Genomic DNA, 17,592 nt, shown 5'->3' with positions numbered 1-17,592 from the left:
GGGACGTTTCTTTTTCTTGAAATATAGGAAAAGATATCTTATCGTTCGCTCTTCTCTACCTTTCTTGGCATGCTACGCGAAGCACCGCCAAAGGACGGCGACAGCGGCTTCGCCTTGCCCCTCTTTTTTCAGCTGTTTTGCAAGCAAAAAGAATTCATTCCTTTCCTATATCGATGGTATAATTAATTGGGTTAAGATTATTCGGATCGATTAAGGATAGATGTAACAATGGGGGCGAAGTCGTGGAAACAAGACAATGGATGTCCATATTGCTTATTCTCGCGACGGCGCTGATGCTGTTCATCGCGTTGCTCTCTTATCAGAAACGCCGGTTACAAGTGGCAAGAACGATGGTATTGATTATGCTGGGAGCTTCTTGTTACGCTCTTGGCTACGCCTTTGAAATTTTGAGTACGAGCTTGTGTGGGGTCAAGCTCTCGCTCCAGCTTGAATATGTGGGCATACCGTTTGTTTCTACCCTCTGGCTGCTTCTGGTCATTCAATTTACAGGCGCTGCCGCTCAAATTAGGCGACGCATCACCTTCTTGCTCTTGATCATCCCCGTCCTGATCTTTCTACTTCATTTGACTAATGATTGGCATCAGCTCATTTATAAGGAATACATAACGAATACAAATGCAGCGGTTCCTTTGTATACGACTATTAAGGGTCCTTTTTATATCCTTCATGGCGTTTATAATTATTTAATTCTCTTGTTCGGCATTCTGCTGTTTATTCCGATGTATCTGCGATCCTTGCCTATCGTAAGAAAGCAAATCATAGTGCTCGTCCTTGGCGCGGCCGCACCGATGCTTTTGAATTTCGTTTTTTTGTTCGGTTTGAATGTCGACATGACGCCGATTGGGTTTGCGGTATCGGGCGTTGTTTACGTATGGGGGATTTTTCGGTTCAATTTGCTTCGCTTAACGCCGCTGGCGCTTGCCAAAGTGTTCGAGACGATTCGGGACGGCGTTGTTTTGTTTGATTACGAAGGACAGATCGTGAGTTACAACCAAGCAGCTGAGCAGGTGTTTCCCGAGCTTGGTGCAGTAAGGAACTATCCTGCCAAAGGGACGGATATTTTTGCTTCTTGGCCGGATTTACTAGAGAGAATTTCCTCTTCCGGAAACCAAGAGGAGCGTTTCTCTTTCCAACATATGCAGGGGAAGAAGCTGAAGCATTTTATATGCAGCCTTTCTTTTATTTATGATACTGGAGTAACTCCGATCGGGAAAATGCTGATGTTCAACGACATTACAGAGCTGATCGAAAACGAGGAACGCTTACGCGAGAACGCGAGACAGCTTTCCCAATTGAATTCATTCAAAGACAAGCTGTTCACTGTGGTGGCCCATGACATACGTGATCCGATTGCGCTTCTTGTCAGTCTGACGGAGCTGCTGGGAGAGGAACCGAAGGATGCGGATTTGGCGAATGCGGAAGTGTTCCAGGAGATAAAAAAACAAGTGCGAGGTACCTTTCATCTCGTCGACAATCTGCTTGATTGGTATCGAAGCCAAAACGGCAGGGTCGCTTTTCGGCCGCAGGCATGGAATTTGCAGCAGGTGGTCCGGCAGGCTATGTCGCTAGCGGGAGGTAGGGCTAGCATGAAGCAAATCCAAATGATTGAATCTGTGGACGAAACGTTGACGGTGAATGCCGACAAAGAGATGCTCGATCTCATTTTTCGCAATTTGCTTTCGAATGCGATTAAGTACACCGGCATGGAAGGTCGAATTGAAATCGGCGCTGTCCTTGAAGGGGAGCTTGTCCGAGTGTCCGTGAAGGATAACGGAGCGGGAATCGATGAGGAGACGGCGAATCTGCTCACACAGGAAGAATTGTATTTTAAGGAGTCAGGCTCCCTGCATGCAGGAAGCGAGATGCGTTTCGGCCTTGTGCTTTCACGCGAATTTCTGCGCATCCATGGCGGAAGCCTCCAGTTTGAAAGTACGCTTGGCGAAGGAACTAACGTTTTATTCACATTGCCTGGTTTCATTAGCGGAGGGGTTATGAGGAGAAGCGAGGAGATGGAGGTGGAAGCACTTGAAAGTCATACTGGTTGATGATGATTCAGTCATGCATCTGATTATGAGGAAAATGCTGATGAAGGTTCCCGAAGTGGAAGTGGCCGGCGCCTTCACGGATACGCAGTCAGCAGCGGCATTTTTGAGCGAGAACGCCGACATTGAACTGGCTTTTGTCGATATTTCGATGCCAGGTGAAAATGGCATGACATTTGCGGCTAGAATAGAACAAACGGGAAGCGGGGTGCAAATCGTATTTGTTACTTCGCATAAGGAATTTGCATTAAAGGCGTATGAGCTTTCTGTAGTGGATTATTTGGTTAAGCCGGTATCGCAGGAGAGGCTGGAGAGAACCGTTAATCGCACGCTTGCAGGCAGGAGGGCGCTGCGTTCTATGACGCTTGAGGATTCGAACGCCAAAGTGGCTAATGAAATCATGATTACGACGTTAGGCGATTTTTCCGTACGAAACGATTCGGGCCGCGTGAAATGGATTTCGAGCAAAAGCGCAGAGCTATTTGCGTATTTGCTTCTGAATCGAGGGAAACGAATTGCCCGTGTCCGGCTGGTCGCCGATATTTTCGGTGGCATGTCCAAGGAAAATGCGGATAAGTATTTAAATACGACCGTCTATCAGCTGCGTAAATCATTAGAGCCGCTTGGCTTGCGGGAGTCGATCCGTTCGGAAAATGACGGCTATGCTTTGGAACTAAATCATGCGGTTATCGATTACGAGAAGTTTGAACAACGGTCTAGCCAGTGGGAAACGGTGACTGACAGCGAGGTTGATAGCATATTGCAATGCGAGAAGCTGTATACGGGAGATTTATTCGGCAGTAAAGCTTATGTATGGGCGATTCATGAGACGGAACGCTTGGCTGAATTGTATGCGGCTTTTGTTAAGCGGGTATCCGAATCGCTGTTGTCCCTTCAGAATACAGCTGCTGCGATGAAGCTGCTGCTTAAGCTGAATGCCCGCAATCCGCTGGACGAAACCGTTGTACGTTTGCTGATGAAGCTGCATGCTCAGGAAGGGAACAAGAAGGCGTTGAATGTCCAGTATACCGACTATGTGAAAATTTTAAACCGGGAGCTTGGTATCCGTCCCTCCAAAGAGCTGCTTCATTTGTACGATTCGCTTGTAGTGGATATGATTGACAACAAAATGTCGGCAGCCGTTAAAAAAATGTGAAGGCTTGCTGGTTAAGCTATATATAGAAAGAGTTGAGGCAGGATGGCAGAAGATCGGATGGATGACAAGCTTTCTAAAATGATAGACGCCGCTAAACTTTATTATGAATTAAATTATAATCAGGAAGAGATTGCGCAAAAGCTGGGCGTGTCGCGTCCGACCATCTCCAGGTTTCTACAACAGGCGAAGGATGAGGGGTATGTGCAGATTAAGATTGTCAATCCGAACGGCAACAATTTTGTTCTAGCCGACCGGCTGGAGTCAAAGTTTCACTTGAAGAAGGCGGTGATCGTCTCGGTGCCGCAGTATGAGGACAGCATCGTCAAGCGCTACATAGGCGAAGCGGCTGCATCCTATTTATATGATACGGTTAAGGACGGCGATATCATTGCGACAACCTGGGGCACGACGCTGTTTCAAATGGCTACGCAGCTTAAGGACAAGCCTGTCCGAGACGTCAAGGTCGTACAATTAAACGGCGGCGTCAGTCATTCGGAGACCAATACGTATGCCTATGAAATCGTTCATTTATTCGGGCAAGCCTTTCATACGATCCCTTATTTTATTCCGCTGCCTGCGCTTGTCGACCATGAGGTTGTAAAGCGAACGATTGAGTCGGATCGGCATATTCGCAATATATTGGAACTGGGTAAGCTCTCCAACATTGCCGTGGTTACGGTAGGTGCTCCGACTGACGACTCCGTGTTGATTCGAGCGAATTATTTTACAGAATCGGATCTTGGGATTATTCGTGAGCGGGCTGCGGGAGATATTTGCTCGCGGTACATTGATACGGCAGGCGTCATTTGCTCGGACGAGCTGAATCAACGGACGATTGGAATTAACCTCGACGAGTTAAAGAGTAAGGAACAGTCAATTCTTGTTGCTGGCGGAGCGAAGAAGGTTAACGGCATCTATGGCGCGCTGCGCGGAGGCTACACCAATGTGCTGATTACCGACCAATTTACGGCAAGGTACTTGCTGGAGCGGGAGCTTTAAGCGCAAACTGCTGGAATGGCAGCTTTGATTGCATAACAAAAGGGGGAAGAAGCCCCTTTTGCTATGTGGATGTGTTTATGGCCAAAGTTATTGCTCTGCTATGGCTATGGTTTTTTCGGCTGCGTCAACGGTGTGCTTGAGAAGCATGGCAATGGTAACAGGTCCGACGCCTGCCGGAACGGGGGTTATGGCACTTGCCTTCAGGAGGCAAGCTTCGTAGTCGACATCCCCGACGTTGCCTGCATTGTATCCAGCGTCCAGAACGACGGCTCCGGGGCGCAGCCATTCGCCTTGGATGAACTTTGGTTTGCCGACGGCAGCGACGACGATATCGGCGAGCTTGACCATATCCGCCAAATTCGTGGTTTTGGAATGGCAGGTTGTGACCGTGGCATTGCGGTTAAGCAGCATTAGCGAAACCGGTTTGCCGAGGATCGGACTGCGGCCGATGACGACAGCATGCTTGCCCTCGATCGGGATGCGGTAATAATCGAGTAAGGCCATAATGGCAGCGGGCGTGCAGGAAGGATAGTCCGCGTAGCCAAACGCATTTTGAGCGAAGCCCAGCGCGGTCACGCCGTCGACATCCTTGTGGATGCTGATGGCTTCGAAGGCTGCGCGTTCGTCAATCTGATGGGGGACGGGATGCTGCAGCAAAATGCCATGAACAAGGGGATCTTCATTTAGCTGTGAAATGACGTTAATTAACTCCTCCGTTGATATGGACCTATCCAAATGGATGCGTCTTGACGTGATGCCAAGCCGTTTGCAGGCATTGCCTTTCATTCGCACGTAGGTCTCGGATGCGGGATCATCACCGACTAGAATCGTGGCGAGACAAGGGGTAATCCCTATGCCGCTCAGTGCATCCACCCTCGTTCTCAACTGTTCCTTCAGTTCGTTCGCCACGCGTGCTCCGTCTAAAATCAGCTTTTCTGCCATCATCTACCCCAGCTCCTTCAAATGGTTGTCGGAAAACATAAAAAGGCAAGGGGATAATCCCCTTACCTTTGCCCAGGCGTACGGCTAATGATCTGCGCGCTTCCTCATGGTTCCCCATGCTCCGCCAGTCACGCACAGCTTTGTGATGTTGCTTCTATTGTAACAGCTGAAACGAGAAAAAACGAGCGGTCCCGATTATAGCCGCGAATTATTTTTCGTTTTTTGGAGTGAAGAAACGGGCTATGGGGTGCTATAATGACTCTAACGAGAGGGCGCTAGCTGCGCAGCCCTCTTTCTTTGTTGTTTTCGAAATTGGTAGTAGATTGAGGTGTTTATTTGTTAAAGCTTACTAGATTTTTGAAGAAATATTGGCTGCCTGCCATCATTGCGCCACTATTTATGCTGCTGGAGGTATGGATGGACCTGCTCCAGCCCAAGTTTATGGCGAGTATCGTGAATGATGGAATTATGGACGGTAATTTGGGGGCGATTGCCGGGACTGCGCCTAAAATGCTGCTTGCTGCGCTCGTTGGATTATTTGCAGGCGTAGGCTGCACCGTATTCTCGACGATAGCGTCGCAAAGCTTCGGGGCAGATTTGAGGCAGGAGCTGTTTCAAAAAATTCAAAGCTTGTCCCTACAGACGTTGGACCGCTTCGGCTCCGGCTCCATCGTAACCCGGTTAACAGGCGATGTTACGCAAATTCAAAGCTTAGTGCTCATTATCCTTCGTATATTTGCGCGCGATACGTTTATTATTGCAGGAAGCCTGATTATGGCCTTTTCGATCAGTCCGCGTTTATCGTTTATTTTGTTGGCCATGCTGCCGCTGCTGGTTGCCTTTCTGGTCATTACGACTCGGATCACCGTACCGCTATTCTCGCGCATGCAGCAGCGGCTGGATCAAGTGAACACGGTTATGCAGGAGAATTTGTCTGGAATTCGCGTGGTCAAAGCTTTCGTGCGCGCCGATTATGAGGAGAAACGTTTTAATGAAACGAATTCGAATTTGCTGCAAGCGAGCTTGAAAGCTGCCAAAATCGTTGCGCTAAATACGCCGCTCATGTCATTGATTCTTAATTTTAGCATCGTAGCCGCACTTTGGTACGGAGGCGTGCTATCGGAGCAAGGAGCATTGTCGGTCGGCAGCCTTGCGGCATTTTTGACTTATATTACGCAGCTCTTGTTCTCTACGCTTGGCCTTGGCAATCAGCTTATGGCTATTTCACGAGCCAAGGCTTCCGCAGATCGGATTAATGAAGTGCTGGATGTGCCTGCCGACAGCCGTAACAAAGGGAACGAAGCGGGTACGGGGAAAAGCGTCATTCGCGAGGGCAGCCTCTCCTTCGAACATGTCAGCTTCAGTTATGACGGTGATTTGGAGAAGGCTGTGCTGCGGGATATTCATTTTACGGTTGAAGCGGGCGAAACGATAGGGATCGTTGGCATCAACGGAACGGGAAAATCGACGCTCGTCAGCCTCATCCCGCGGTTCTATGAAGCGACAAAAGGGATGGTACGCATCGATTCACAACCGATCAACGAGATTGATCCGAAGGAGCTTCATCGTCAAATCGGGATGGTGCTCCAGCAGGCCCATTTGTTCAGTGGGACGATACGGGATAATATCCGTTACGGCATGCCGGATGCAAGCCAGCAGGAGGTAGAAGCGGCTGCTAAAGCGGCAGAAGCGCATCATTTTATTATGAAGCTGGAAAAAGGTTACGATACCGTGCTGGGTCAACGAGGGGTTAACCTCTCCGGCGGCCAGAAGCAGAGGTTATCAATTGCACGAACGCTGCTGCTGCAGCCGAAGATCGTCATACTTGATGATTGCACGAGCGCGGTCGATTTGAACACGGATCTCCTCATTCGTAGATCACTTCAAACGCTTATGGCGGACAGCACTTGCATTATCATCGGGCAGCGCATTGCATCGGTTCAGCAGGCGGATCGGATTATCGTGCTTGAAGAGGGTCAAATTACAGCGATTGGCACACACGAGGAGCTGCTGCGGCAAAGCGGTCTCTATCGGCAAATTGCCTTATCTCAGCAAGGAGCATAACCAATGACTTCGATGTTTGCTACTTTAAAGAAAATAGGCGCTTACTTGCTTCATCAACGGGGCCGGTTGGTTACGGTCATGGTGTTAACGGTAGTTTCGGCAGGGCTGACGCTGGCGGGCCCTTATTTGCTGGGCCTTGCATTAGATGACTACATTATTGCTAAAAACTACGACGGCCTGCTGCAAATTTGCTTGCTTATGCTTGCGATTTATGCGGCTGGCAGCTTAGTAGGGTGGCTGCAGGCTTTTTTCCTGGCTGAGGTATCGCAGCGGACCGTCTGGAGCCTTCGCAAGGATTTATTCACTCATTTGCAAAAGCTTCCCGTGCCGTTCTTCGCCAGCAAAAATCATGGCGAGCTGATGAGCCGCACGACTAACGATATCGATAACGTGACGAATACGTTGAATCAAAGCCTGATTCAAATCATTTCAAGCGTCATTATGCTCATAGGCTCATTTACGATGATGCTTATCCTGAACGTATGGCTGACGCTGGTTGCGCTTGTTGTCATTCCGCTTATCGTATTCGTGACCAAACGAATCGCGAAAATAACAAAACGGCAGTTCAAAGGACAGCAGCAGGAGCTTGGCGGGCTGAACAGCTTTATTGAAGAAACGGTATCCGGACAAAAGGTAGTTGCTCTCTTTCACCAGGAGGAGCGAATGGCGGAGCAGTTCGGCACCGCCAACGCGAGGCTGAAGAAGGTAGGGATCAAGGCGCAAATTTATTCCGGCACTATGGGACCATTCATGAATATGTTCGGCCATATCAGCTATCTGATCATAGCGGGGGCCGGCGGCTGGCTGGCGGTGCATGGCCATGCCTCCGTCGGGGTCATTATAAGCTTTCTTGGTTACTCCAGGCAGTTTAGCGGTCCGCTTAATGAAGTTGCCAATCAATACAATAACATTCAATCGGGCGTCGCAGGGGCGGAGCGGGTGTTTGAAATGATGGATGTTCCTTCGGAATACGAGGATGAATCGAAGGTGGCCAAGCATGGTTCAGTTGCCGGCAGGGTAGAGTTTAAAGACGTAGGTTTTGCCTACAATGACGGAACCGCGGCGCTGAAGGATATCAGCTTCACGGCTAGAGCGGGAGAGACGATCGCTTTGGTTGGCCCAACTGGCGCAGGGAAGACCACGATCATTAATCTGATCGGGCGTTTCTTCGAGATCAGCACCGGCCAAATCTTGATTGACGATGAGGATATCCGCATGATGGACAAAAATAACCTGAGAAGCCAGCTGGGCATCGTGCTGCAGGATGCCCATTTATTCTCAGGCACCATTCGTGAAAATATCCGCTATGGCAGGCTGGAGGCAACGGATGCCGAGGTAGAGACCGCGGCACGCCAGGCGAATGCGCATGCTTTTATTGCCAAGCTTCCGCAGGGGTACGACACCGAGCTGACCGCGGAGGGCGGCAACATTAGCCACGGCCAGCGCCAGCTTCTCACGATTGCGCGCGCGATCTTGGGCGAACCGGCGCTTCTCATTCTCGACGAAGCAACGAGCAGCGTCGATACCCTTGCCGAGCTTCAAATCCAGGAGGCGATGAAGACGCTGCTTAGCGGCAGAACCAGCTTTGTCATCGCTCATCGCTTAAGCACCATTCGCCATGCCGATACGATTCTGTTCATCAAAGACGGTGAAATTGCGGAGAGAGGCAGCCATGAAGAGCTGCTTGCCCAGAAAGGGCTGTACTATCAGCTGCATGGCAACCAATTTGTACAAAATCATCATTCTTAAGTTTACAAAACGCTTAGCTTCTCATTCTCATCAGGATGAAATGAATGTGGTACAATGAAACAAGCATTAGAATTAGGAGATGACAAACGATGACGGAACAATTGAACGAGCAAGAGCTTTTGCAATATATTGCAAACGAGACGAATGCGGATGAAAAGCTGATCAAGCTCGTATTGAAGCATGAGCAGGTTTTTATCAACAATGCTAAGGAAGACAAAAACGGTGAGGTCGATATTGACGGCGACGAACTGGTAGACTATGTGCTGAGCCGTTCGGATGTGAAATCGAATGAGTTGGTCGTCGAGTCGATTTTGGACGCGGAGATGGATTATTTGATGGATAAAGGCCTTGCGGGCTTCGTAGATTAATATTGGATTAGGATAAGACTCATGCCGGGGCAATTGCGGCTTGAGTCTTTATTTGTAATAAAGGTTATCCAAAGCCGTTCTGTCAAGGGATTGGAGCCGAAGTCTGTGGCATATTTTCTAACTTGAGAGCATTCATTTTTGAAAAAATGCCATTTTTGTGCTAAAGTCAGTAGAGTGATTCAGAAAAAACGGAGGTAAGGCTGTTGGCTAAGGCACACAAAGGGTTATCATTTTTCGAAATTTTTAAACGGTTTATTTTTATCACGATTGGCTCTGTCCTAATGGGTGTCGGCTTGGAGCTGTTCCTTGTGCCGAATCAAGTCATTGACGGAGGCATTGCGGGCGTATCGATCATGCTGGCTAGCTTAACTCCGCTTCCGCTAGGTGTTTATCTATTCATTGTAAACGTGCCTTTTCTTATTTTGGGGTATAAGCAAATCGGGAAAACGTTCGCGATCTCGACTTTGTACGGCATTATCGTTATGTCCATTACGACTTCCCTGCTCCATCACGTTGAGGCTTTTACGGAAGAAAAGCTGCTCGCGGTTCTGTTCGGTGGATTAATCCTGGGTGCGGGCGTTGGTTTGACCATTCGGTTCGGCGGTTCGCTTGACGGGGTTGAGATTGTATCGATTCTGATCTCGAAGAAGCTTCGTATGCCTGTCGGGCAAATTATAATGATCTTTAACGTCGTTATATTTGTATTTGCAGGGTTCGTGTTTGGATGGGATTCTGCGATGTATTCGATGTTTACATATTATATCGCCATTAAGCTGATTGATATCGTCGTAGAGGGTCTGGATGAATCCAAATCGGTAACGATCATTTCCGCCGAGTTCGAGGAAATCTCCCAAGCGATTATCGACCGTTTAGGCAGAACGACAACCTTTATTCATGCGCGTGGCGGCTATTCCAAAGAGAATACGCAAATGATCTATTGCGTAGTATCCCGTTTGGAGCTCGCTAAGCTGAAGTCTATCGTACAATCCATCGATGAGAATGCCTTTATCGCGATTGAGCATGTGTCCGACGTCATGGGCGGCGGCTTTAGCAAAGGCAGCATTCACTAATCCAATGAAAATCCGGCTGGGGCGTCATGCGACGCACAGCCGGATTTTTTTGTTGCGAAATCGGGGGTTAGGCTTGAGGAGGAGCAGACTGCGCCAGTGTCGGATTCATTTCCGTTATGTACCGCTTCAGAGGCTTGTCATCCCATACCTGCACCTCGATGTATCGCTCCGGACCATGTTGGCCACTTGCGTTCCACTCTTGCGGCAGCCCGAACTCAAGGATGATCCCAACAATTTCATTCGCTGTATAAACCTCCCCGCGATAAGGCTTGCCGTCCGCATACCGCATGGTAGGAAACAAATCCCCATAAGTAAAGCTTAGCGTTGCTGGATCGAAAGCGTTGATTGCAATTTGAAGCTCCTTGCCGTTTGGATACCAATCCAGCAGCCAAGGGCAGCTTCCTACGGTCATATAATGGGGCTGATGCCTTACCGGTGTGCCTCCTTTGCGAATGAACAGCTCCCTTGCCTTTAATTCAAGGCTGCGCCTGGTCTCAAGATAATCTGGCGAACGTTTGCTGGCAAACCCCTTCTGCAGCTGGCGAATTTGTTCAAGGACAAGCGCTGCATCCTCCGGAGACAGGTCCGACAAATTAAGAAAGGGTCCGGTCGATTGATCGAAATAATGATGTAGGATCATCATCGGATAGCTTTTCCTTTATCCTTAACACACAGCAGCAAAAGCAATGCAATGACCATGCCCCCGGAAGAGAAATAAAATAAGGCCGAATAATCGAGCCAATCGATCAAGCCACCCATGAGAGGCGGCGAAGTAATGGCGGCAAGCGATGAGAATAAGTAATAAATGCCGGTACGTGCGCCGATGCTCTGCTCATCACCAAGCGAAATGATGAACGGATAGGAGTTAATATTGATCATGGCCCAGAATACGCCACCGAGGATGAGCAGGGCGCGTAGGGGGAACAAAGCGTCCACAAATGAAATGGCGGCGAAAATAATAATCAATCCAATCACGCCTATCGTAATAATCAGCTTCTTGCCATAGCGATTGCCGAGCAGCCCGCTTGGGATAGCGGCAAGCACGAAAGCAAGGGAGAAGAAGGCAAGTGAGAAGGAAGCTTGGCTTTCCGTGAGCTGCAGATGGTTTTTGCCGTATAGGGTGAAGAAGGCTTCGACGCCTTGATAAGAGAGAAACCAGAAAAAAATCGCTCCGAGCAAGAACAGAGTAGGGCGGTTCCATTGGCCCTTGAATGAAACTTTATTCTGCGCTTCGGCGGGTATATAGGCGATCGTGTCCCGTTTTTCCTTGATGGTGAACAAAAGAATCATGAGGCAGACCAGCGTCAAAACGGATGCTGATAGAAAGGGCAGCGAGGCGTGCTTGTCGTACAGGTACGAGCCCCCCGCGAAGGCGAGAATGGAGCCGATTCCGCCCATAAAGTTAATGATTCCGTTCGCTTGCGTCCGCTTGCCTTCCTTGGTGATGTCAGGCATCAACGCGACGGTTGGCGACCGGTAAAGGCTCATGGATAAATTCATCAGCACCATAAACAACACGAGCGTAAGCAGGCTGGTATGCCAAGGAATAAGCGCTCCAAACAAGGCGGCGAGCGGCATGCCGAGGAGGAGATAAGGCATTCTTTTGCCAAGGCGGCTATTCGTGCGGTCACTGCGGCTGCCGATCCATGGCTGCAGGAATAGGGCGAAATAGTTATCGATCGTCATCATGAACCCGATAAGCGCAGTGCTCGTCAAAAATTTCTCGAGAAAAAAGGGGACGAATGCGTTGTAGAGCGCCCATGTTATGCTGATGCTAAAAAAACCGAAGCCTAGCAGCCATGTTTTTCTCATGCTTAGCGTGCTCCTCTCCTCTTCAGCAACTCGGCAAGGACATCCGGGTAATCCGTGATTATGCCTGCCACGCCAGCAAGAATAAGCTTCTCCATTTCTGCGGAATCATTGACTGTAAACGGGTGGTAAGCGATCCCATTTGCAGCTGCTTCTGCTATCAGTTCAGGCGTTACGGCCAGCTTAAAGGCGTGAAGGGCATCTGCCTGCAGCGTTGCTGCATAATCCCAAGGTCGGTATAGACCTTCCATATATAAAATGCCGGTCTGAATCTCTGGAGCCAATTGCTTGCATAAGGCAAGCGAATAATGATTGAAGCTGGAGAGGATGACGCGGTCCGTCATGCGAAAGTCTCGAACCATTTCGATGACTTTACTTTCGATGTTCGGGTATTGGAAAATCCCATTTTTGAGCTCGATATTAAGAATCGTATCGGTAGCTTGCAAAAGTTCGAGCAGTTGCTCCAGCGATGGAATCCGTTCTGCATGGAATTCGGGAGCATACCAGCTGCCCGCGTCAAGGGTTGAAAGCTCGGCATAGTCGGTATCCTTTACAAACTGGCTTAGTCCGGCTGTGCGAGCGAGCGATTCGTCATGAATGATGACAATCCGGCCGTCCTTCGTTAGCTGAACGTCGGTTTCAATGCCAGTAGCTCCTAGCTCCAGCGCTTTTTTGAAGGCTGCGAGCGTATTTTCCGGGCAGCAGCCGCTTGCTCCGCGGTGGGCAAAATTAATCACGGTTTGCAAATCGATTCATCCTCTCTTGATTGAGTAGTGTCTAAGCAATCATACAGGAGTAGTATTTTTGCAAAATTAAGTGCAAAATAACGAAATGAAAATCGCCCAAGGTGGTTTATGAGGATCGTAGCATATTGCCGTACAGAATAGAAGCGCTTAAATGGGAATATTAAACCATTTTCAAAAATGATATTTACATACCCTCTGGGGGTATGTTATACTTCGGATGTAAACAGATACCCCCTGGAGGTATGTTGAATGGATAATGAAGTGATAACGGGAAGCTCAGTGGCCCATGGGCACGCGGCTGACTGTTGTGATTCATCTGCTCCGCGCAAGAGTCATCACTCCGAGCAGATGAAGGATAATTTGACGAAGCGCCTCAACCGCATAGAAGGACAAATTAGAGGCGTGAAGGCGATGATTGAAAAGGATACTTACTGCGATGATGTGCTTAATCAGATTGCTGCTGCCCAATCCGCTTTGAACAGCGTTGGAAAGCTGCTGCTGGAAGGCCACTTGAAGAGCTGCGTTGTGGAACGAATCCAAGCGGGAGAGAGCGAAGTTATTGATGAATTGCTTGTTACCGTTAATAAATTAATGAAATAAGAGAGGGGATTTTTTGAAATGGCAAATACAGTATTGAAGGTTGAGGGCATGACCTGCGGTCATTGCGTGAGCGCGGTAGAGAAGGCAGTAGGCAATGCAGGAGCAGTAGGCAAGGTTGATCTGGCAGCGAAGAAGGTCGAAGTAGAATATGATGAGTCTAAGGTTTCGCTTGATGCGGTCAAAGCGGCTATTGAGGATCAAGGTTACGACGTGGTGTGATTTTTCGCAGGTTAGGCAAGGCAGAGGCTAGGAATAGCCTCTCTTTTTTTACAACAAAATATACCCCGTGAGGGTATATAGATAGTAGGTGGGCAGACATGGAAAAAGCACAAACGACGATTCAAATTACAGGAATGACCTGTGCAGCGTGCGCGACACGGATTGAAAAGGGACTCAATCGGATGGAAGGCGTGGAGGCCAATGTGAATCTGGCACTGGAGCGGGCATCCGTTAGCTATGATCCTCAGGTCATGGATGATAGCAAGCTGGAGCAGAAGATTATCGATTTAGGCTATGGCACGATCAAGCTGACTGAGGGATCGAATGAAGAGGCTGGCGATTACAAGAAACAGGAGATCAAGCGGCAGAAGCTGCGGCTTGCCGTTTCCATTATTCTTGCCTTGCCTTTGCTGTGGGCGATGGCGGGCCATTTCTCCTTTACGAGCTTTCTGCCGGTTCCGCAGCTGTTCATGAATGCTTGGTTTCAACTGGCGCTGGCAGCGCCCGTGCAGTTCATTATCGGGTGGCCATTCTATGTTGGCGCTTATAAAGCACTGAGAAGCGGCAGCGCGAATATGGACGTTCTTGTCGCACTCGGCACGTCGGCTGCTTTTTTCTACAGTCTCTATGGTACGCTGCGAACGCTTGGTGCTTCCGGGCATGGCGCGCATGACGTAGAGCTTTATTATGAAACGAGCGCGGTGCTTATTACCTTAATCGTACTCGGGAAGCTGCTTGAGGCTTTGGCTAAGGGCAGATCCTCTGAAGCGATTAAGACGCTGATGGGGCTGCAAGCCCAGACGGCAATCGTGATTCGGGACGGCGCGGAACAGCGAGTCGATATTATGGAGGTGGTCGCCGGCGATGTGCTGCTTGTTAAGCCAGGCGAGAAAATACCGGTCGACGGGTTTGTGCTCGAAGGCGCTTCTACAGTCGATGAATCGATGCTGACAGGCGAGAGCATGCCTGTAGAGAAAAGCATGGGTGATAAATTGATTGGCGCGACAATTAACAAAAACGGCGCGCTTCGCATGCAGGCAGAGAAAGTTGGGAAGCAAACGGCGCTTGCACAAATTATAAGGGTTGTGGAGGAAGCGCAGGGCTCGAAGGCGCCAATCCAGCGGGTCGCTGATCGGATATCGGGCATTTTTGTCCCGATTGTCACGGCGCTTGCCGCGGTTGCTTTTGTGGTATGGTATTTTGTTGTCGAGCCTGGCGATGTGGGCAACGCGCTGGAGAAGGCGATAGCGGTGCTCGTTATCGCATGCCCATGCGCGCTTGGTTTGGCTACGCCTACCTCGATTATGGCGGGCTCGGGGCGCGCGGCAGAACTCGGCGTATTGTTCAAGGGCGGAGAGCATTTGGAGAGCACGCATCATGTCGATACGATCGTGCTGGATAAGACGGGAACCGTAACGAAAGGCAAACCGGAGCTGACCGATGTTCGAGCAGCGGCCGGCTTCGAGGAAGAGATGCTGCTAAGCTGGGTCGGAGCAGCCGAGAGAAACTCCGAACATCCGGTAGCAGAGGCGCTGGTGGCCGGGATTGCGGCTCGTTCAATCCCGATGCCTGATGCCCAGAAATTTGAGGCAGTACCGGGCTACGGGATTGAAGCAGAGGTAGATGGTCAACAATTGTTGATAGGGACGCGCAAGCTCATGGAAAAACACAGCGTAAGCATACAGTCGGTGCTGGAAGAGCAGCAGGCGCTGGAGTCGGAGGGGAAGACGGTTATGCTCATTGCCGTTAACGGGGCATACGCCGGACTAGTTGCGGTAGCTGATACCGTTAAAGAAACCTCCGCAGCAGCAGTTGCCAGCTTGAAGAAGCTGGGCCTCGATGTCATTATGCTGACCGGCGATAATGAACGTACGGCCAAAGCAATTGCCGCCCAAGTTGGCATTGAGCGCGTTCTTGCCGAGGTGCTGCCCGAGCAGAAGGCGAAGGCGGTACAGGATCTGCAAGCAGAAGGCAGGAAAGTTGCCATGGTTGGTGACGGCATGAACGATGCGCCTGCGCTAGTCGCAGCGGATATCGGGATGGCCATCGGCGGCGGTACTGACGTGGCCATTGAGGCAGCGGATATTACATTAATGCGCGGTGATTTGAACAGCATTGCGGACGCGATCCGGATGAGCCGCGTAACGATGGCAAATATCAAACAAAATTTGTTCTGGGCGCTTGCCTACAATGTGATTGGCATACCGATCGCGGCAGCCGGTTTCCTAGCCCCTTGGCTAGCGGGAGCGGCGATGGCATTAAGCTCGGTATCCGTTGTATTAAATGCGCTTAGGCTGCAAAGGATGAGATAATTTTAAATGGTTAAGGAGCCTGTGAACATAATGAAATATCATAAACGAACGACGGCTGCAGCCGTAATCGTGCTCAGTCTGCTTGCCGCCGGCTGCGGCAGCGGCGCGAAGGACGAGCATGCGCAGCATGCTTCGCAAAACGGAGCAGAATCAGCGGCTAACGGACATAGCGGCCATGGCGCTGAGGAGGGAGAAGTTGCACCGGCCGGGACGGAAGCGGCTGCGGGCCATAGTGGCCATGGCGGCGGGCATGATGCCGAAGCGTCTGCTCTAGATCATGTGAAGCTGGAATGGGCTTATTCGCCGGAGCAGCCTAAGGCTGGGGAAGAAACCCAAATCGAGCTGTCGCTCCGAGATTCAGCCGACAAAGGCATAGAAGAATTTGAGCTAAATCATGAGAAGCTTATGCATCTGATTGTGGTTAGCGAGGATCTGGCAGAATTTAGCCATATCCATCCCGAGTACAAGGGAGCAGGGAAGTTCGAGATCAAGACTACCTTTGCCAAGAGCGGGGAGTACAAGCTGTTTGCGGATTTTATTCCTTCAGGCTATTCGCAGATGACGATAGCCTCGAATGTTACCGTCGCCGGCAAGGAGCAGGCCTCCGTGCCAATTCAGAAGGATAGCCAGCTTACAAGAACGGTGGATGGCGTTGCGGCTTCGCTTGAGGTATCTACTTATCAGCCGGGGGAAACGGCAGACTTAACCTTTACCTTGTCTGATGAGAAAACGAAGGAGCCGATTGCGAATCTGGAGCCCTATCTAGGAGCCATCGGACATGTTGTGATTATTAGCGAGGACTTGAAGCATTATTTGCATGTTCACCCGAAGAATGACAAGGAAAGCGGGCCGACTGCCGTCTTTTCGACGGAATTTCCAGCACCCGGACTCTACAAAATATGGGGACAATTCCAGCGCAGCGGAGAGACGTTTATCATTCCGTTCACGGTTGAAGCCAAATAAGCAACGCATGTAATCATTGGAAATCACCCTCGTTGGGTGATTTTTTTTGCTGGAAATGTTGTTTTTATTTAAATCGGATGGGAGTAGGGCGGCTTGAAGTCGGAATTTTGACTATCATGTGTTACAGGAACAAGGGGAAAGAAGAAGGCGGAGGGGCTCCGATAGTGCTTTTGGAAGCTCATGCTCTGAAAAAAGCCTTCGAGTAATGAGGTAAGAAACCTATTAGTGGGGTTGAAAACCTAAAAATACGTGTTAAACTAAACATGTTGTATAAGGTAATTGCTAATTGATTAATGTAATTGTTATTTCAATTTTAATTTCGTCACAGGTAATGATTACTCTCACTTTGATTTAGCGGTAAATTATCCCGTTAATTTAATGGGTTTCGGACTTTTGGGGCATTTAACAGGATTTTCTCCACTAGCGTTGCATCAACACTAACATAGAAAAAAGCATGGATGACCATTTACTAATAACTAATCAAAATCTGAATTTTATGGACAAAAACAAAAAAAATCTCCATTGTAAAGGT

Annotated in this window: 15 protein-coding genes and 1 riboswitch; of the genes, 11 read left to right on the top strand and 4 right to left on the bottom strand. The window is 49.5% G+C overall.

Features of this window, described 5'->3' with window-relative positions; genetic code table 11:
• The first annotated feature begins 242 nt into the window (after nt 1–242).
• The 3 genes from FJQ58_RS03905 to FJQ58_RS03895 are packed head-to-tail and all read left to right on the top strand — an operon-like array spanning nt 243 to nt 4,218.
• Nucleotides 243–2,066 carry a sensor histidine kinase gene (locus FJQ58_RS03905; RefSeq protein ID WP_139991126.1) on the top strand — a complete coding sequence of 608 codons (1,824 nt, stop codon included), beginning with the start codon at nt 243–245 and terminating at the stop codon, nt 2,064–2,066.
• On the top strand, nt 2,047–3,219 hold the full coding sequence (locus tag FJQ58_RS03900) for a response regulator (protein WP_139991125.1): 1,173 nt from the start codon (nt 2,047–2,049) through the stop codon (nt 3,217–3,219). The genes FJQ58_RS03905 and FJQ58_RS03900 overlap by 20 nt, the downstream gene beginning before the upstream one ends.
• A 42-nt stretch (nt 3,220–3,261) precedes the next feature.
• Complete coding sequence (locus tag FJQ58_RS03895; protein ID WP_238403782.1) at nt 3,262–4,218, top strand: sugar-binding transcriptional regulator; 957 nt, start codon at nt 3,262–3,264, stop codon at nt 4,216–4,218.
• An 87-nt stretch (nt 4,219–4,305) separates the two neighbouring features.
• Here the strand turns inward: FJQ58_RS03895 and FJQ58_RS03890 are convergent, their stop codons facing one another.
• A complete protein-coding gene (locus FJQ58_RS03890; protein WP_139991164.1) occupies nt 4,306–5,160 on the bottom strand; it encodes a bifunctional 5,10-methylenetetrahydrofolate dehydrogenase/5,10-methenyltetrahydrofolate cyclohydrolase in 855 nt (284 codons plus the stop codon).
• Between the two features lie 63 nt (nt 5,161–5,223).
• Nucleotides 5,224–5,302, bottom strand: a riboswitch (ZMP/ZTP riboswitch).
• 194 nt (nt 5,303–5,496) lie between these two features.
• Here FJQ58_RS03890 and FJQ58_RS03885 point away from each other — a divergent pair.
• The 4 genes from FJQ58_RS03885 (at nt 5,497) to FJQ58_RS03870 (ending at nt 10,411) form a co-directional block, all read left to right on the top strand.
• On the top strand, nt 5,497–7,224 hold the full coding sequence (locus tag FJQ58_RS03885; RefSeq protein ID WP_139991124.1) for an ABC transporter ATP-binding protein: 1,728 nt from the start codon (nt 5,497–5,499) through the stop codon (nt 7,222–7,224).
• Between the two features lie 3 nt (nt 7,225–7,227).
• Nucleotides 7,228–8,973, top strand: a complete 1,746-nt coding sequence (locus FJQ58_RS03880; protein WP_139991123.1) for an ABC transporter ATP-binding protein — start codon at nt 7,228–7,230, stop codon at nt 8,971–8,973.
• Between the two features lie 89 nt (nt 8,974–9,062).
• Nucleotides 9,063–9,341: a hypothetical protein gene (locus tag FJQ58_RS03875; protein WP_139991122.1), complete on the top strand. Its 279-nt coding sequence runs from the start codon at nt 9,063–9,065 to the stop codon at nt 9,339–9,341.
• Nucleotides 9,342–9,544: 203 nt separating this feature from the next.
• A complete protein-coding gene (locus tag FJQ58_RS03870; RefSeq protein ID WP_139991121.1) occupies nt 9,545–10,411 on the top strand; it encodes a YitT family protein in 867 nt (288 codons plus the stop codon).
• Between the two features lie 67 nt (nt 10,412–10,478).
• Here FJQ58_RS03870 and FJQ58_RS03865 read toward each other — a convergent pair whose 3' ends face one another.
• The 3 genes from FJQ58_RS03865 to FJQ58_RS03855 are packed head-to-tail and all read right to left on the bottom strand — an operon-like array spanning nt 10,479 to nt 12,966.
• A complete protein-coding gene (locus FJQ58_RS03865; RefSeq protein WP_202915203.1) occupies nt 10,479–11,054 on the bottom strand; it encodes a hypothetical protein in 576 nt (191 codons plus the stop codon).
• Entirely contained in the window at nt 11,051–12,223 is a 1,173-nt protein-coding gene (locus tag FJQ58_RS03860; RefSeq protein WP_139991120.1) for an SLC45 family MFS transporter, read from the bottom strand. The genes FJQ58_RS03865 and FJQ58_RS03860 overlap by 4 nt, the downstream gene beginning before the upstream one ends.
• 2 nt (nt 12,224–12,225) lie before the next feature.
• Entirely contained in the window at nt 12,226–12,966 is a 741-nt protein-coding gene (locus FJQ58_RS03855; protein ID WP_139991119.1) for a glycerophosphodiester phosphodiesterase, read from the bottom strand.
• Nucleotides 12,967–13,215: 249 nt separating this feature from the next.
• Between FJQ58_RS03855 and FJQ58_RS03850 the strand changes: the two genes are divergently transcribed.
• From FJQ58_RS03850 to FJQ58_RS03835, 4 genes are all read left to right on the top strand, one after another.
• Nucleotides 13,216–13,566 (top strand): metal-sensitive transcriptional regulator, encoded by a 351-nt coding sequence (locus FJQ58_RS03850; RefSeq protein ID WP_139991118.1) that lies wholly within the window; start codon nt 13,216–13,218, stop codon nt 13,564–13,566.
• Nucleotides 13,567–13,584: 18 nt separating this feature from the next.
• Nucleotides 13,585–13,785, top strand: a complete 201-nt coding sequence (locus FJQ58_RS03845; protein ID WP_139991117.1) for a copper ion binding protein — start codon at nt 13,585–13,587, stop codon at nt 13,783–13,785.
• 98 nt (nt 13,786–13,883) lie between these two features.
• Nucleotides 13,884–16,097: a heavy metal translocating P-type ATPase gene (locus tag FJQ58_RS03840; RefSeq protein WP_139991116.1), complete on the top strand. Its 2,214-nt coding sequence runs from the start codon at nt 13,884–13,886 to the stop codon at nt 16,095–16,097.
• 30 nt (nt 16,098–16,127) lie between these two features.
• The gene (locus FJQ58_RS03835; protein ID WP_139991115.1) at nt 16,128–17,060 is read left to right on the top strand and encodes a hypothetical protein; all 933 of its coding nucleotides are present in this window, start codon (nt 16,128–16,130) and stop codon (nt 17,058–17,060) included.
• Nucleotides 17,061–17,592: the final 532 nt, after the last annotated feature.

Origin of the sequence: Paenibacillus paridis, assembly GCF_006345825.1 — a bacterium.
Taxonomy (GTDB): Bacteria; Bacillota; Bacilli; order Paenibacillales; family Paenibacillaceae; genus Pristimantibacillus; species Pristimantibacillus paridis.
This window is presented reverse-complemented; position numbering and strand designations above follow the sequence as displayed.

Bases quoted from the DNA above. Each gene is read 5' to 3' on its own strand.
- FJQ58_RS03895 (WP_238403782.1), top strand. From the start codon at position 3,262: ATGGCAGAAGATCGGATGGATGACAAGCTTTCTAAAATGATAGACGCC.
- FJQ58_RS03890 (WP_139991164.1), bottom strand. From the start codon at position 5,160: ATGGCAGAAAAGCTGATTTTAGACGGAGCACGCGTGGCGAACGAACTG.
- FJQ58_RS03880 (WP_139991123.1), top strand. From the start codon at position 7,228: ATGACTTCGATGTTTGCTACTTTAAAGAAAATAGGCGCTTACTTGCTT.
- FJQ58_RS03875 (WP_139991122.1), top strand. From the start codon at position 9,063: ATGACGGAACAATTGAACGAGCAAGAGCTTTTGCAATATATTGCAAAC.
- FJQ58_RS03865 (WP_202915203.1), bottom strand. From the start codon at position 11,054: ATGATGATCCTACATCATTATTTCGATCAATCGACCGGACCCTTTCTT.
- FJQ58_RS03860 (WP_139991120.1), bottom strand. From the start codon at position 12,223: ATGAGAAAAACATGGCTGCTAGGCTTCGGTTTTTTTAGCATCAGCATA.
- FJQ58_RS03850 (WP_139991118.1), top strand. From the start codon at position 13,216: ATGGATAATGAAGTGATAACGGGAAGCTCAGTGGCCCATGGGCACGCG.
- FJQ58_RS03845 (WP_139991117.1), top strand. From the start codon at position 13,585: ATGGCAAATACAGTATTGAAGGTTGAGGGCATGACCTGCGGTCATTGC.
- FJQ58_RS03840 (WP_139991116.1), top strand. From the start codon at position 13,884: ATGGAAAAAGCACAAACGACGATTCAAATTACAGGAATGACCTGTGCA.
- FJQ58_RS03835 (WP_139991115.1), top strand. From the start codon at position 16,128: ATGAAATATCATAAACGAACGACGGCTGCAGCCGTAATCGTGCTCAGT.